General features: G+C 67.5%; 13 protein-coding genes and 2 tRNA genes. 10 read left to right on the top strand and 5 right to left on the bottom strand.

Annotated elements, in window-relative coordinates; genetic code table 11:
• Positions 1-21: 21 nt before the first annotated feature.
• Positions 22-2,295 carry a ribonuclease R gene (gene rnr / locus ACT80S_RS12540; RefSeq protein WP_377416210.1) on the bottom strand — a complete coding sequence of 758 codons (2,274 nt, stop codon included), beginning with the start codon at positions 2,293-2,295 and terminating at the stop codon, positions 22-24.
• Between the two features lie 18 nt (positions 2,296-2,313).
• Between rnr and ACT80S_RS12535 the strand changes: the two genes are divergently transcribed.
• Positions 2,314-2,398, top strand: a tRNA-Leu gene (locus ACT80S_RS12535).
• A gap of 51 nt (positions 2,399-2,449) precedes the next feature.
• Positions 2,450-2,534, top strand: a tRNA-Leu gene (locus ACT80S_RS12530).
• A gap of 117 nt (positions 2,535-2,651) precedes the next feature.
• On the opposite strand, the gene rimO is transcribed toward ACT80S_RS12530, so the two are convergent.
• The 3 genes from rimO to ACT80S_RS12515 form a co-directional block, all read right to left on the bottom strand.
• Complete coding sequence (gene rimO, locus ACT80S_RS12525) at positions 2,652-4,055, bottom strand: 30S ribosomal protein S12 methylthiotransferase RimO (RefSeq protein ID WP_377416208.1); 1,404 nt, start codon at positions 4,053-4,055, stop codon at positions 2,652-2,654.
• 40 nt (positions 4,056-4,095) lie between these two features.
• Positions 4,096-4,599, bottom strand: coding sequence for a polyhydroxyalkanoate synthesis repressor PhaR (gene phaR, locus ACT80S_RS12520; protein WP_377416206.1), 504 nt, complete (start codon positions 4,597-4,599; stop codon positions 4,096-4,098).
• A 100-nt stretch (positions 4,600-4,699) separates the two neighbouring features.
• Positions 4,700-6,091 (bottom strand): lactonase family protein, encoded by a 1,392-nt coding sequence (locus tag ACT80S_RS12515; RefSeq protein WP_377416204.1) that lies wholly within the window; start codon positions 6,089-6,091, stop codon positions 4,700-4,702.
• Positions 6,092-6,314: 223 nt separating this feature from the next.
• On the opposite strand from ACT80S_RS12515, the gene ACT80S_RS12510 reads away from it, so the two are divergent.
• From ACT80S_RS12510 to ACT80S_RS12480, 7 genes are all read left to right on the top strand, one after another.
• On the top strand, positions 6,315-6,764 hold the full coding sequence (locus ACT80S_RS12510) for a type IV pilin protein (protein WP_377416202.1): 450 nt from the start codon (positions 6,315-6,317) through the stop codon (positions 6,762-6,764).
• A 1-nt stretch (position 6,765) separates the two neighbouring features.
• Positions 6,766-7,314: a GspH/FimT family pseudopilin gene (locus ACT80S_RS12505; protein WP_377416200.1), complete on the top strand. Its 549-nt coding sequence runs from the start codon at positions 6,766-6,768 to the stop codon at positions 7,312-7,314.
• A complete protein-coding gene (locus ACT80S_RS12500; RefSeq protein WP_377416198.1) occupies positions 7,308-8,189 on the top strand; it encodes a PilW family protein in 882 nt (293 codons plus the stop codon). The genes ACT80S_RS12505 and ACT80S_RS12500 overlap by 7 nt, the downstream gene beginning before the upstream one ends.
• Positions 8,190-8,200: 11 nt before the next feature.
• The gene (locus tag ACT80S_RS12495; protein WP_377416196.1) at positions 8,201-9,436 is read left to right on the top strand and encodes a PilX N-terminal domain-containing pilus assembly protein; all 1,236 of its coding nucleotides are present in this window, start codon (positions 8,201-8,203) and stop codon (positions 9,434-9,436) included.
• A 14-nt stretch (positions 9,437-9,450) separates the two neighbouring features.
• Positions 9,451-11,094, top strand: a complete 1,644-nt coding sequence (locus ACT80S_RS12490) for a hypothetical protein (protein ID WP_377416194.1) — start codon at positions 9,451-9,453, stop codon at positions 11,092-11,094.
• A gap of 280 nt (positions 11,095-11,374) precedes the next feature.
• Positions 11,375-11,530 (top strand): hypothetical protein, encoded by a 156-nt coding sequence (locus ACT80S_RS12485; RefSeq protein ID WP_377416192.1) that lies wholly within the window; start codon positions 11,375-11,377, stop codon positions 11,528-11,530.
• The gene (locus ACT80S_RS12480; RefSeq protein ID WP_377416190.1) at positions 11,523-12,173 is read left to right on the top strand and encodes an NUDIX hydrolase; all 651 of its coding nucleotides are present in this window, start codon (positions 11,523-11,525) and stop codon (positions 12,171-12,173) included. The genes ACT80S_RS12485 and ACT80S_RS12480 overlap by 8 nt, the downstream gene beginning before the upstream one ends.
• Here the strand turns inward: ACT80S_RS12480 and ACT80S_RS12475 are convergent.
• Entirely contained in the window at positions 12,170-12,949 is a 780-nt protein-coding gene (locus ACT80S_RS12475; protein ID WP_377416188.1) for a GntR family transcriptional regulator, read from the bottom strand. The two genes, ACT80S_RS12480 and ACT80S_RS12475, sit on opposite strands and share 4 nt — an antisense overlap.
• Positions 12,950-13,047: 98 nt before the next feature.
• Here ACT80S_RS12475 and ACT80S_RS12470 point away from each other — a divergent pair, with 98 nt between their 5' ends.
• Positions 13,048-14,022 carry a Bug family tripartite tricarboxylate transporter substrate binding protein gene (locus ACT80S_RS12470; protein WP_377416186.1) on the top strand — a complete coding sequence of 325 codons (975 nt, stop codon included), beginning with the start codon at positions 13,048-13,050 and terminating at the stop codon, positions 14,020-14,022.

Here is a 14,022-nt window from a genome sequence, read left to right as displayed (position 1 = left end):
TGATGACGGGATGGGGCGCCTTCAGCGCCGGTTCTTCTTCGGTTTGCCCTTGCCGCGCGAGGCGGCCTTCTTGACAGCGGCCTTCAGCGCCTGGATCGGCGAGCGTTCGCGCTCGCCGGGGGTCGGCGCCTGCGCCGCCTTGCGGGCGGCGCGCTTCTTGTCGGAGGCCTTGGCCGGCGTGCCACCGGAGGCGGGCTTGTCCTTGCCGGAGCGCTGGGCGAGCTCCTCGCCTTCGCGCACGAGGCGGAAGTCTATCTTGCGGCCGTCGAGGTCCACGCGAGAGACCTGCACCTGCACCCGCGTGCCGATGGCGTAGCGGATGCCGGTGCGCTCGCCGCGCAGCTCCTGGCGGGCCTCGTCGAACTTGAAGTACTCGCCGCCCAGCTCGGTGATGTGCACCAGGCCCTCGACATACAGCTGGTCCAGCGTGACGAAGATGCCGAAGCTGGTCGCCGCCGTGACCACGCCGGAATACTCCTCGCCCAGGTGCTCGCGCATGTACTTGCACTTGAGCCATGCCTCGACGTCGCGGCTGGCCTCGTCGGCCCGTCGCTCATTGGCGCTGCAATGCAGGCCGGCAGCCTCCCAGGCCTGCAGCTCGCGGAAGTTGCCGGTGGGCTTCTTCGGCTTCTGGGTGTGGGCCGGGGCCCGGCTGGCCAGGCGCCGGGCCAGCTTCTCGTGGGCCTCGCCCGGGGTGGGCAGGGCCGGCAGCTCGTACTTGCGCTCGCCCAGGATGGCCTTGATCACGCGGTGCACCAGCAGGTCGGGGTAACGGCGGATCGGGCTGGTGAAGTGGGTGTAGGCGTCGTACGCCAGGCCGAAGTGCCCGCTGTTGATCGGCGTGTAGATCGCCTGCTGCATGGACCGCAGCAGCATGGTCTGGATCTGCTGCGCGTCGGGGCGGTCCTTGGTGGCCAGGGCGATCTTCTGGAACTCGGCGGGCAGCGGCTCCTCGGAGACCGACATGCCCACGCCCAGCGCCTTCAGGTAGGCACGCAGGATGTCCTTCTTCTCGGGCGTGGGCCCCTCGTGCACGCGGAACAGGCCCGGGTGCTTGCTTTGCTGGATGAAGTCGGCGCTGCAGACGTTGGCGGCCAGCATGGCCTCCTCGATCAGCTTGTGCGCGTCGTTGCGCACGCGCGGCACGATCTTCTCGATGCGGCCGTTCTCGTCGCAGACGATCTGGGTCTCGGTGGTGTCGAAGTCGACCGCGCCGCGCGCCTCGCGCGCCTTGAGCAGCGCGCGGTAGACATCGTGCAGGTTGATCAGGTCGCCCACGCGGTCCTTGCGGCGCTGGGCCTCGGGGCCGCGGGTGTTGGCCAGGATGGCCGCGACCTCGGTGTAGGTGAAGCGGGCGTGCGAGTGCATCACCGCCGGGTAGAACTGGTAGGCCGCGATCTCGCCGCTGTCGGCGATCAGCATGTCACAGACCATGCACAGGCGGTCGACGTCGGGGTTGAGGGAGCACAGGCCGTTGGACAGCTTCTCCGGCAGCATGGGGATCACGCGGCGCGGGAAGTAGACGCTGGTGGCGCGCTCGTAGGCGTCGATGTCGATGGCGCTGCCGGTCTCCACGTAGTGGCTCACGTCGGCGATGGCCACCAGCAGGCGCCAGCCCTTGCCTCGGCCGACCTTGGCGGGCTCGCAGTAGACGGCGTCGTCGAAGTCGCGGGCGTCCTCGCCGTCGATGGTGACCAGGGGCACGTCGGTGAGGTTGACCCGGTGCTTCTTGTCCTGCGGGCGGACCTTGTCCGGCAGGGTGCGGGCCAGGGCGATGCAGGCCTCGGAGAACTCGTGCGGCACGCCGTACTTGCGCACCGCGATATCGATCTCCATGCCGGGGTCGTCGATCTCGCCGAGCACTTCCTTCACGCGGCCCACGGGCTGGCCGTAGAGGCTGGGCGGCTCGGTGAGTTCGATCACCACGACCTGGCCGGTCTTGGCGGTGCCGGTCAGGCCTTTGGGAATGAGGATGTCCTGGCCGTAGCGCTTGTCCTCGGGCGCCACCAGCCACACGCCGCTCTCGTGCAGAAGGCGGCCGATGATGGGATGCGCGGGGCGCTCGACGATCTCGAGCACCCGGCCCTCGGGCCGGCCGCGGCGGTCGTGGCGCACCACGCGGGCCTTGACCCGGTCCTTGTGCAGGACGGCGCGCATCTCGTTGGGAGGAAGGTAAAGGTCGGCCTCGCCATCGTCGCGAACGACGAAGCCATGGCCATCCCGATGCCCCTGGATGACGCCCTCGATCTCATCGAGGATGTGATTTTCCGAGGAGGCTGAGTTTTTGATATACAATCTTGTTTTTCCTGAAATGCCCAGGTGGCGGAATTGGTAGACGCACTAGTTTCAGGTACTAGCGAGTAACATCGTGGAGGTTCGAGTCCTCTCCTGGGCACCAATCATAAGCGCGCATGGCGTGCTTTGAAGGCTTAGGAAAAACTCTTTGTTGGCCCAGGTGGCGGAATTGGTAGACGCACTAGTTTCAGGTACTAGCGAGTAACATCGTGGAGGTTCGAGTCCTCTCCTGGGCACCAAGACACAAATGACAACAGCCGGCGCAAGCCGGCTTTTGTTTTTGTGCCTGGCTAAACATGAAAAAAGGCCGCTCCCCGGAGCGGCCTTTTCCTTGGCGCGGCGATTGCGCGCGCGGCTCAGATCGGCAGGGCCACCAGGTCGTGGCCCTCAGTCCCGACGATGCGCGCCTTCGTGAACTCGCCCACCTTGAGCTGCTTGCTCAGTTTCTCGGGCGGCAGCAGCTTCACGACGCCGTCGATCTCGGGCGCATCCGCGTACGAGCGCCCCACCCCACCCTTGCGGCCCAGCGCCGGGGCCGAGTCCACCAGCACCTGCATGGTCGCGCCGACGCGCTCGCGCAGCTTGGCGGCCGAGACCTCCTCGGCCACGGCCATGAAGCGGGCGCGCCGCTCCTCACGCAGTTCCTTGGGCAGCATGCCGGGCAACTGGTTGGCGGCGGCGCCGTCGATGTCGCTGTAGGCGAAGCAGCCGGCGCGGTCGATGCGCGCCTCACGCATGAAATCGAGCAGGTGCTGGAACTCCTCCTCGGTCTCGCCGGGGAAGCCGGCGATGAAGGTGCTGCGGATCACGAGCTCCGGGCAGGCCTCGCGCCAGCGCAGGATGCGCTCCAGGTTCTTCTCGCCGCAGGCCGGGCGCTTCATCCGGCGCAGGACCTCGGGGTGGCTGTGCTGGAAAGGCACGTCGAGGTACGGCAGGACCCGGCCGCTGGCCATGAGGGGGATGACCTCGTCCACCGAGGGATACGGGTAGACGTAGTGCAGGCGCACCCAGGCGCCGTAGGGCTCGGCAATCTCGCCCAGGGCCTGGGCCAGCTCGAGCAGGCGGGTGCGCACGGGGCGGCCGTCGTGGAAGCCGGTGCGGTACTTCACGTCGACGCCGTAGGCCGAGGTGTCCTGGCTGATCACCAGCAGTTCCTTGACCCCGCCCTCGAACAGCGCGCGGGCTTCCTTCAGCACATCGCCGATGGGGCGGCTCACCAGGTCGCCGCGCATGGAGGGGATGATGCAGAAGGTGCAGCGGTGGTTGCAGCCCTCGCTGATCTTGAGGTAGGCGTAATGCCGGGGGGTGAGCTTGAGGCCGGCCTCGCCGAAGCCGCCGGGCACCAGGTCGAGGAAGGGGTCGTGCGGCTTGGGCAGGTGGGTATGGACCGCGTCCATCACCTCCTGCGTGGCATGCGGGCCGGTGACGGCCAGCACCGAGGGATGCATCTGCTGCACCAGGTTGCCGCCGCCCTCGGCGCTGCGCGCGCCCAGACAGCCGGTGACGATGACCTTGCCGTTCTCGGCCAGGGCCTCGCCGATGGTGTCGAGGCTTTCCTTGACGGCGTCGTCGATGAAGCCGCAGGTGTTCACGATCACCAGGTCGGCGCCCTCGAAGGTCTTGGAGGTCTGGTAGCCCTCGGCGGAGAGCTGGGTCAGGATCAGTTCGGAATCAGTGAGTGCCTTGGGGCAGCCCAGGCTGACGAAGCCGACCTTGGGGGCCGGCGTGGAGGGGGACGGGGAAGCCGCGATGTCGCTCATCCCCGTATTGTCCCAGACGGGGAAAAGACCCGCCTGGCGGCTAGCGCTTGAGGCCGAAGGCCGAGAACATGTTGTCGAACATGGCCTTGGACTGGTCGGTGTAGTTCGTCATGAGGCCCTGCATGAAGGGGTTCTGCATGTTCATGAACTGCGCCCACATCTCGGGCGTGACCGTCTTGGACTGCTCGGCGAGGCGGGCCTGCAGGTCGGTGAAGGCCTGGACGTTGCGCTCGAGGTAGGTGCCCATGTAGCCCTGCATCGCGTGGCCGTAGAAGCGGATGATGTTGGCCAGGGCGGCCTCGCTGAACATCGGAGCGCCGCCCGCCTCTTCTTCCAGGATGATCTGCAGCAGGATGCTGCGGGTCAGGTCTTCGTTGGTCTTGGCGTCACGGACCACGAAGGGCTGGTTGTCCAGCACGAGCTGCTTGACCTCGGCGAGGGTGATGTAGCTGGAGGTGTTGGTGTCGTAGAGGCGCCGGTTCGGGTACTTCTTGATCACGCGCTGCGCCGGCTTGCTGGCGGCGCTGGCTTTCTTCTCGGGCACGGGCGACTCCTGGGGCCGGTCGGGGCGCCGGCCATGTTGAATGGGTGCAAGGCATTGTAGGAAAGGCGTCGCGGCCCAGCCTGCGGGTCATCCCGGAGGCTCAGCGCGCCAGCACGGCCAGCCCGGCGGGCGAATTGCCTGCGCCAAAGGGCGAGCCGGGCACCGGGCTGAGCGCGCCGGTGGTGGCATCGAGCGCGAACACCGAGACGGTGTTGGAGGCGGCGTTGGTGACGAAGGCGAAACGTCCCGCCGGGTCGATGCGCACCGAGTGCGGCGACAGGCCGGCGCCGAAGGGCGAGCCGGTGATTTCGGTGAGCGCGCCGGTGACGGCATCGAGGCGGTAAGCCGAAACGTTGTGCGTGCCGGCATTGGCCACGTAGAGGAAGCGCCCGCGGGGCTCGGCGGCGATGCCGGCCGGGCCCTGCCCCGTCGGCACCGAAGGGGCGCCGGTCACCGGCACCAGCCCGCCCGTGGCGCCATCGAACCGGAAGGCCGAGACGGTGGCGGACTGGCGATTGGCCACGTAGGCGAAGCGCTCGCCCGGCTCGACCACCACCGCGGACGGCGCGGCACCGGCCGCGAAGGGCGAGCCGGCGGCGGCGGACAGGCGCCCGCTGGCGGGGTCGACCGCGAACACGCTCACGTTGCCGCTGCCGGCGTTGGCCGCCAGGAGCCAGGCGCCCGAGGGGGAGACGGCCAGGGCCGCGGGGCGCGAGCCGGCGTTGAACGGGGAGCCGGCCAGGGGCGTGAACGCGCCCGTGCTGGCGTCGAGCGCATGGCCGGCGAGGCTGCCGGCGAAGGCGTCGCCGACATAGGCGCGGCGGCCGTCGGGCGTGACGACCAGGCCCTGCGGCGCGGGCGTGGTGGCGGCGGCCGCGGGTGCCAGGGGCGACAGCGCGAGGGAACCGGCCTGGACCGCGTAGCCGGACACCGTGCCGTCGCCGGCGTTGGCCACATAGGCGAAGCGCCCCGCCGGGTCGAGGGCGACCCCGGCGGGATCGCGGCCGGCCGCCACCGGGGCGGCGCCCAGCGGAGTCAGCGCGCCGGTGGCGGCGTCGATGGTGAAGGCGGCGACCGACTGGGACCCGGCATTGGCCACGTACAGCGCCCGGGCCGCGGGCGACGCGCAGGCCACGCGGACGGAGGTCACGGCGGCCTGGGCCACCGTGCCGGAACCGCCGGTAACGCTGCAGGTCTGGACGGGCAAGCGGGGCTGGGCCTTGACGGTGACCGCGTAGGCCCCGCCTTCGTTCAGCAGCGTGGCGAAGGTGAAGGTGCCGTCGGCCGCGACGGGCAGGTCGTCGCCGGCGTTGTTCTGCAGGACCAGGCCGGTCCCGGCGAGGCCGGCGACGGTGCCGCCGAGTGCGTGGGAGGCCGGGGTGGCGACGCCGCCGGAAGGGCCTGCCCCACCCCCGGCGCCCCCGCCGCATCCGGCGGTGACCAGGGCAAGGGCGGCCAGGACGGCGGCGGGTGTCGGGCGGATCAGGGGCATGGCGGCGGGTTCATCCAAGGAATCCGTCTATTTGTAACAAACCCGCGGGCCCGCCGGAGCCTGTTTTCCCTCGGCACGGCCACTCGCGCGTGGTCCGGGTAATACAACAGACTGATCCAACGGTGACATCTCTTTTCAAAATACTTATGATGGGATTACTGAAGAGCTATTAACCCGCGCGGCCGGTCGCCGGTGAAAAGGCGGTCCGTCCATGGGGAAACCGATGAAGAAGACGACGCAAGGGATGACGCTGATCGAGCTGATGGTGGTGGTGGCCGTGATCGGCATCATCGCCGCGGTGGCGTACCCGTCGTACCAGTCGCATGTGCGCAAGAGCCGGCGTGCGGAGGCGGTGACGATGCTGCAGGCGGCGCAGCTGGCGCAGGAAAAGTACCGGCTCCGGAAGGACTCCTACGCCAACACGGCCGACTTCGACAAGGACAATGACGCCAAAGAGGCTTTCGCCGGCGTGTGCAAGGACAACAAGCCCGCGCCGTGCATGAGCCCGAACGGCTACTACAAGCTCGAAGCCAGCGGAGCGTCCGCGAGTGCCTACACCCTCAGAGCAACTCCTCTCGGTGCGCAGGAGAACGACTCAGGCTGCAAACCGATCGAGGTCGCACTCAGTGCCTCGCAGTTGACCCTCACGCCTCCCGGCTGCTGGAGCAAGTGAGATGCGCCTCGCCGATCGCAGTGGCGGATTCACGATGATCGAGTTGATGGTCACACTGTCCATCCTCGGGATCGTGGTCGCACTGGTCGCGCCGAGCTTCAACGACAGTCTCGCGCGCACTCGGCTCAAGTCCCAAGCGTCCGACGTCGTCAACATGCTGGAGCTGACGCGCTCCGAGGCGCTGAAGCGGAACTCCGTGACGACCACGATCTATTCATCCGACACCGGTTCCGCCTGGAAAGTCGATACCGAATGGACGCAGCCGGACAACTCCAAGGAGCTGCGCTCGACCGTCAACTCCAGCCAGGTCAGGATGGCCAACCCGAAGGTCGTCGGTGCCACGATCCCGACGACGGCGACAAGTCTGGTGGCGAACTTCCGCGGGATCTTCACAGGCTTCGTCAGCACCCAAGGCTGCAAGGATGGCGACTCCTGCATGCAGCTGGAATCCTCCGGCGGGAAGTACAAGCTGCGGGTTGGCATCAACGCCGTGGGTCAGGTCACCGTTTGCGCCGTTGGCGATGCGTTCGGAGGGTACCCGGTATGCTGAGGCGTACGCAGCAGCGCGGTCTCAGCCTCGTGGAGCTCCTGGTGGGCGTGGCCATCGCGCTCGTGTTGATCGCGGGCGCCAGCCTGGTCTACGTCAACTCGCTGAGGGCGACCACGACGTCCAACGCGATGTCGCGGGTCAACCAGGACCTGCGGGCGATCATGAGCGTGATCGAGAACGACCTTCACCGCGCAGGGTTTTGGGGGAGAGCCGCCGCTGGCATGACGAACAACCCGTTCATGGTGCGTAGCAGTGCCGCTGGCGTCAACAACACGGACCTCCACATCAGCGCAGATTACCGCTGTGTCCTCTACACCTTCGATCTCGATGTCGATGGCGTCGTCGACGAGCAGGAGTTCTTCGGGTTCTGGTTCGACAGCACCAACAGGCGCTTGATGGTCCTGAACCAGGCGGGCACCAGCAAGGTCTCCAACACTGCAGCCATCACCAAGTGCGAGGACTACTCCTGGCTGCCGATGAACTATCCCGGCACCGTCAATTTGCAGGACGTGACCTTCCAGACCGGGGGCTCCCAATGCATCGCATTTGCACCGGACACCTTCGACCCTGCAGGCACGCCAGGTGTCACCTACACGCGCTGGTACCTCACCCCCGAAGACTTGTCGCTCAAGCCGCCGACGACACCCACCAACCACCACGCCGCGTGCGACTTGAACGCCGGTGCTCCGGCCGGCACGCCCAAGCTGCCTGCCTCGGCCCTGGTACCCGGCTCCCCCACGGTTCCCGCAGGCCAGACCGGGCGGGCTGAAGTCCGTGTCGTCATCGTGACCCTGAGGGCGGCCCATGCCAAGGACTCCGGCTCGACGCGAACGCTCGAAACAGCCGTACGACTGCGCAACGACCGGATGCAATGACGGGAGTCGCCATGCCCCACCTGAATCCCAGACCTGCCCAGCTCGGCGTGGCAGTGCTTCATGTGACGCTGATCCTGGTCCTGCTCGCCAGCCTGGGCGTGTTCTACGCGGCCCGCGGCGGCATCACCGAGCAGCGGATCTCCGCCAACGAGGTACGTTCTCAAGCGGCCTACCAGGCGGCGCTGGCCGGCCTGGACCATGCCATGGGCTATTTCGACGCCGGCCAGAAGGTCGAGGAGTTCGCGCCGGGCACCGGTGCGACCGCACCCCAGACGTCGTTGCTCAGGGGAGCGAACTACAGGGTCCAGTTCTGCAGTCCGGCCGCCACGCCCCCGACCTGTGCGGCGACGGTCACCCCCGCGCTGGCCTGCACTCCGCCTGCCTCGGCTGAACTTCGGTCACCGATGGTCGTGGCATGCGGCTGGAGCAATGACTCGACGACCGTCGTGCGCATGGTGCAGCTGGTGGCTGGCGCCCCTGTGCTTTCAGGCTCGATCACGACGCCGATCGTTACGTTCGGGTCCAACAACATGCTCACGGGTGGCGGCTCGGTTCTGAACTACTTCAACGACCTGACGGTCTGGTCGGGTGGCGCCGTGCCCACGCAGAGCGCCACTGGCAAGACCTTCGTGCGCAACATCGTCTCGGATCCCGTCCCGCTGGCAACGGCCGACTACCGCAACGCGGGCACCAGCCCGTCCTGCAACAATCCGCCCAACCACTACGTTTGCAGTTCCAGCGGCACCAACGTGGGTCCCGACGTGATCGCGAACGACACCGCGCTTTCGACGCTCACTGCGTCGCAGTTCTTCGCCACGTTCATGGGATCGGCACCCGCCGACTATCGCGCATCCAAAGTCACATACACCGTGGATGGCAGCAAGGCCGCCTCGGCCACCAACGCGACCTCTGTCGGGTCCATTCCCACTGACAAGCTTTACAACCAGGTCATCTGGATCGAAGGAAACGTTAGCTCGCAGATCCCGGACCTGGGAACCGCCACCGCGCCGGTGATCGTCATCATCAACGGGAACTGGGATGTGACGGGATCACCGGTCATCAACGGCCTGGTGGTGGTCACCGGCAACGTCAGTGGCAACGGATCGCCCACCATCTATGGCGCGCTGATCGCCAACCAGGTGACCATCAACGGCAACTTCAAGGTGGTGTTCGACCCCACCGGCCTGGGCCTGACCCAACGGCTGGGGCGGGCGGGCACCGTTCCCGGAAGCTTCAGGGACTGGTGAGCCAGACTAGCGCCATGCAGACCATCTCGACGTCCTTACGCGTTCGCGGGTTCCTCATCATCGAGACCCTCGTTGCCCTGTTGGTCCTCTCGCTGGGGGTCCTTGGCATGACGACGCTGATGGGTCAAGTGACCGGAGGAACTGGGGAGTCCAAGGCGCGATCGGAAGCCCTGGCATTGGCGCGTGAGAAGCTTGATGACCTTCGCAACAACGGCATCCAGGCGGAGTTCACGGGACGGCTGGCGTCGGGCTCCGACTCCCCCACGAACGCGGATGGCATGCAGTTCAAGCGTGAGTGGCGGGTCAACTTCAACCCCTACAACCCGGTGCCGGCGTCCAGCCCGTTGCTCGTCAGCAAGGTCGAAGTCGACGTGAAGTGGACGGGCCGGTCAGGGCAAGAGCAAACGGTTCGGCTGGATTCGGCCATCGCCTGGAATGACCCCGTGCGCGGCGTGATGGCGGCAGCCGGGACGGGAGGAAACGTGATCCGGCCCACAGGCAACGCGATCCGGGGCACGGCGAACTACAAGCCGGGCATGGCCTATGAGGTATTCACGGACAGTGAAAACATCACGCGCCTTCGGCTCGCCTCCGGCGCCAAGGAGACCATCCTTTACCTGAGGCCAAACGCAGCGGGCCAGGCTTTGAGTTTCACGACCATCCATGGCAAGGTGTACTTCGACGCTCAGGCCACCAACCTGCCAGCACCGAAGGATGTCAATCTGCGCCTCTCGAGCGAGGGGCAGTGCGTTTACATCAACGACATCGATCCCGCCACCAACTCCCTGCCCACGAGCGGCAGTGCAAAGTACCGGTACTTCGACTACACCTGTTTCGTCGGTCCCGGCTGGTATGGCAATGTCGGCGTCCAGTTGCCGGACTCTGGATCTCCCCCCACCGTCTGCGTCGGCGATCCATCAGTGGCGGATGCCAGCAAGACGACCAACCCGGCATGGACGGAGTCGACGATCCGAACCTATCGGGGATTCCGCAAGGACACCATCAACGACGTGCCCGTGTTCATCAGCACCGGCATGGCCGAGTCGGTGTCCCCCCTGAAGTACGCCTACGGAAATGGGGGCACCGGAACGACGCGTGGCGGCTATCCCTGGCCGTCGAAGCTGACCGATTTCTACACGTCGATTCCCACGGGGCAAGACTACTTCAAGCAGGACTTCCTCATATCGCGGATCTCCGGTTCACAGACCTGTGCGCAGCGGATGACCCTCATTGCGGGGACCTTCACCTACAACGCGGGAAAGAACCTCTGCATCAGCCCGGACAACTGGTCCACAAGCAGCGACGAGTGTCCCGACATCTGGCCCAATGCCAGCGCCGGCGCCTGCTCGATCCAGATCTCCGGCTCTTTCAACCCGCCCAAGAACGCGAGCCAGGCAACGACGACGATCTCGTACACCACGAGCACAGGGGGCTCCGGGATTTGCCAGGGTCAAGGCAATTCCGCCAACTACACCTGCTCGCTCACGGGAGGCGCCTCGACCAATGTGACCATCAAGGCCATCATCACTGGCAAGGTTTCTGGCTCGCAGGCCACGCAAACCTGCACCGTCACCCGAACCAATGTGGGCTGCAGCTCGATCTCGGGCGTCAACATCGATTCGAGTACCAGCGACCCCGCTTGCACCCAGACCCCTTGAGGTGGTGGTCACGTAAGAGCCGTCCGCGTCCCCTCAAACGTCCCCACACGGCGTCGCCACCATCCCCCCACCATCCACCGGGAGGTTCACCCCGGTGACCGCCCCCGCCTCGTTGGACCGGAGGAACGCCGCTGCCTGCCCCAGTTCGCAGGTCAGGCAGCGAGCCCGGTCACCGAGGAGACATCGGTGCGCGATCTGATGGCGCGCATGCAGGAAGATGACCCACGATGCCGTGGTACGGCTGGTCCGGCTCAGGCCGGCGTTATCCCCCGGAGACCCGATGAACGATGAAGTCCTGGTGTCGCACGATGACGGTCTGGTCACCGTGACCATCAACCGCCCCGAGCGGCACAACGCGGTGAACCGAGCCGTGTCCTGCGCGTTCGCGAGGCGCGCGACGGGATGTACCGCACCGCCGGAGTGGACGCATGAGTGAGCCCGCCGTGACCCCCATGCCGCCACCGGCACGCCCGGCAGCGACGGTGATCGTCGTGCGCGAGGGGCCGCAGGGCCTGGAGGTGCTGATGGTCGAACGAGCCGCTGCGCCCGACCAGTACGGCGGCGCCTGGGTCTTTCCCGGCGGGCGGGTGGAAGCCCTCGACGAGGCCCAGCACCCGGGCCAGGCGCACCCGGTAGCGGCGATCCGCGAGTGCTTCGAGGAGGCGGGCATCCTGTTCGCGTACGACCGGCTCGGGCAACTGGTCGACGGCGCTCACCCGGACTTCGCCGCCCTCGCAGCGCAACGCCTGGCGCTGGCCGAGGGCCGCCTCACCCTGGCCGACCTGTGCGGACGCCACGGCCTGCGCCTCGCGCCGGACCGGCTGCGGCACTTCGCGCACCGCATCACCCCGCTGGCGCGCCCCAAGCGCTTCGACACCCACTTCTACGTGGCTCCCCTGCCCCCGGGCCAGCAGGCCGAGACCGATGGCCGCGAGATCGTGGGACACGACTGGCTGCGCCCGGCCGAGGCACTGGCATCCGGCGAGACCCGCAAGCTGATGACGGTGACGCGGGACATGCTGGAGGCGATCGGACGCTTCGGCAGCGTCGAGGCGCTGATGGAGTCGCTCGGCGCCTAGGCCTCACGGATGGAAGCCTGGCCCTCGCGCGCCTCGATCCACACCCGCGTCGCATCCTCGGCGTGCGACATGCGCATGCGGATATCGAAGCGGTCGGCCCGGTACCAGCCCTGAAGCACCTGGACCGGCACGCCCTTGGCGTCGTACAGCACACGAGACAACCTGAGGACCGGCGCACCGTGCGCCACACCGAGCGCCTGCGCCACGTGGTAGTCGGCGGGCTCGGCCGACACCGACTGGTCCGCCGCCCGGATGCGAACGCCGTGCGCCTCCATCAGCTCCACGAACGCCTTGCGTGCCAGGCTGGCGCGGCTCACCGCGGGCGCCACGTCGCGGGTCACGAAAACTTCGGTGAGCGTGAGCGGGCCGATCGCATCCAGACGCAGGCGCAACACCCGCAAGACCCGGTCGCCTTCGGCGACCCGCAGCTGCTGCGCGATCACCGGGCTCGCGCCGGTCCAGCCGAAGGCCAGGACCTTGCGCCGGTCGGGCCGGCCGCGGTCGAGGAAGCCGGCGACATGGTCACCCAGGAGGCGCCGCTGCGCCACGCCCCGGCCCGAGGCGGCGAGCGTTCCACGCCGCTCGCTGCGCACCACCAGCCCCTGCGCCTGCAGCCGCGCCAGCGCCGAACGGATCGTGACCCGGGCCGCGCCGAACTCCTCGGCCAGGGCGCGCTCACCTGGCAGGCCGCTGGCGTCGTAGACACCGTCGCGGATACGCGCGGCGAGCGCCATCTCGATCACGTGGTAGCGGGCGACGGGGTTGACCTGGGCCATGGACGCACAAGGGATTCTGGTCTTTTCAATAAGACCAGTGGTTCCATTGTAAGGACCATCACCGGGCGACAGAATCCGCTGAAAAAGAGGAGACAACCATGCTCAGACGCCACCTCCTGCAGGCCGGCCTCGCGGCCTGCGGCGGCCTGCCAGCCCTCCCGGCCCGGGCCCAGGCCGGCTATCCCGGCGGCCGGCCGATCACCTTCGTCGTGCCCTTCGCGGCCGGGGGCGGCGGTGACGTGGTCGCCCGCCTGCTGGCCAGGGAGCTCGCGCCGCGGCTGAAGGGGCCGGTGGTGGTGGAGAACCGGGTCGGCGCCGGGGGCAATGTCGGCTCGGCCTACGTGCTCAAGTCGAGGCCGGATGGCTACACCCTCCTGAACATGTCGAGCTCCTACGCCATCCAGGCGGCGGTCTCCAAGGTGCCTTACGACCCGATCGCCGACATGCAGCCGATCATGATGGTCTCGCGCGATCCGGGCGTGGTGGTGGTCAGCGAAAAGTCGCCGCTGCGCAGCGCCGCGGACCTGTTCGCCGCAGCCCGGGCGAACCCCGGCGCGCTCACCTATGGGTCGGCCGGCATCGGCTCCATCGCCCACCTGGGCATGGAGGAACTGGCCTTCATGATGGGCGTGAAGTTCCAGCACGTGCCGTACAAGGGCTCATCGCAGGCGTTCAGCGACGTGCTGGCAGGCACCTGCGACCTGATGTTCACCAGTTCCACCTTCGCCATCCCGTTCATCCGCTCGGGCAAGGTGCGCGCGCTCGGCTTCTCCTCCCCGCAGCGCCTGCCCCAGATGCCGGACATCCCGACCTTCTCCGAGCAGGGGTGGCAGCACCTGGTCGTGGACTGGAAGGCCGTGGCCGGACCGAAGGGCCTGCCGCCCGATGTCATCGCCCTGCTCAATCGCGAGCTGAACGAAGTCCTGAAGCTCAAGGCCGTCAGCGACAAGTTCGCCGCCGAAGGCACGACCGGCGTGGGCGGCACGCCGGAGCAGATGATGCAGGTCGTCCAGTCGGACCTGGAGCGTTGGCGGGCCCTGGTGGCCAAGGCCAACATCAAGATCGAAGGTTGA

This window comes from Ramlibacter sp. MAHUQ-53, from assembly GCF_052600055.1.
This window is presented reverse-complemented; position numbering and strand designations above follow the sequence as displayed.

What these genes read in the sequence shown, in the direction of transcription:
- ACT80S_RS12490 (WP_377416194.1), top strand. Translation starts at nt 9,451, where the DNA reads ATGCAGACCATCTCGACGTCCTTACGCGTTCGCGGGTTCCTCATCATC.
- ACT80S_RS12500 (WP_377416198.1), top strand. Translation starts at nt 7,308, where the DNA reads ATGCTGAGGCGTACGCAGCAGCGCGGTCTCAGCCTCGTGGAGCTCCTG.
- ACT80S_RS12515 (WP_377416204.1), bottom strand. Translation starts at nt 6,091, where the DNA reads ATGCCCCTGATCCGCCCGACACCCGCCGCCGTCCTGGCCGCCCTTGCC.
- ACT80S_RS12475 (WP_377416188.1), bottom strand. Translation starts at nt 12,949, where the DNA reads ATGGCCCAGGTCAACCCCGTCGCCCGCTACCACGTGATCGAGATGGCG.
- ACT80S_RS12495 (WP_377416196.1), top strand. Translation starts at nt 8,201, where the DNA reads ATGCCCCACCTGAATCCCAGACCTGCCCAGCTCGGCGTGGCAGTGCTT.
- ACT80S_RS12505 (WP_377416200.1), top strand. Translation starts at nt 6,766, where the DNA reads ATGCGCCTCGCCGATCGCAGTGGCGGATTCACGATGATCGAGTTGATG.
- ACT80S_RS12470 (WP_377416186.1), top strand. Translation starts at nt 13,048, where the DNA reads ATGCTCAGACGCCACCTCCTGCAGGCCGGCCTCGCGGCCTGCGGCGGC.
- rimO (WP_377416208.1), bottom strand. Translation starts at nt 4,055, where the DNA reads ATGAGCGACATCGCGGCTTCCCCGTCCCCCTCCACGCCGGCCCCCAAG.
- ACT80S_RS12485 (WP_377416192.1), top strand. Translation starts at nt 11,375, where the DNA reads ATGAACGATGAAGTCCTGGTGTCGCACGATGACGGTCTGGTCACCGTG.
- ACT80S_RS12510 (WP_377416202.1), top strand. Translation starts at nt 6,315, where the DNA reads ATGAAGAAGACGACGCAAGGGATGACGCTGATCGAGCTGATGGTGGTG.
- ACT80S_RS12480 (WP_377416190.1), top strand. Translation starts at nt 11,523, where the DNA reads ATGAGTGAGCCCGCCGTGACCCCCATGCCGCCACCGGCACGCCCGGCA.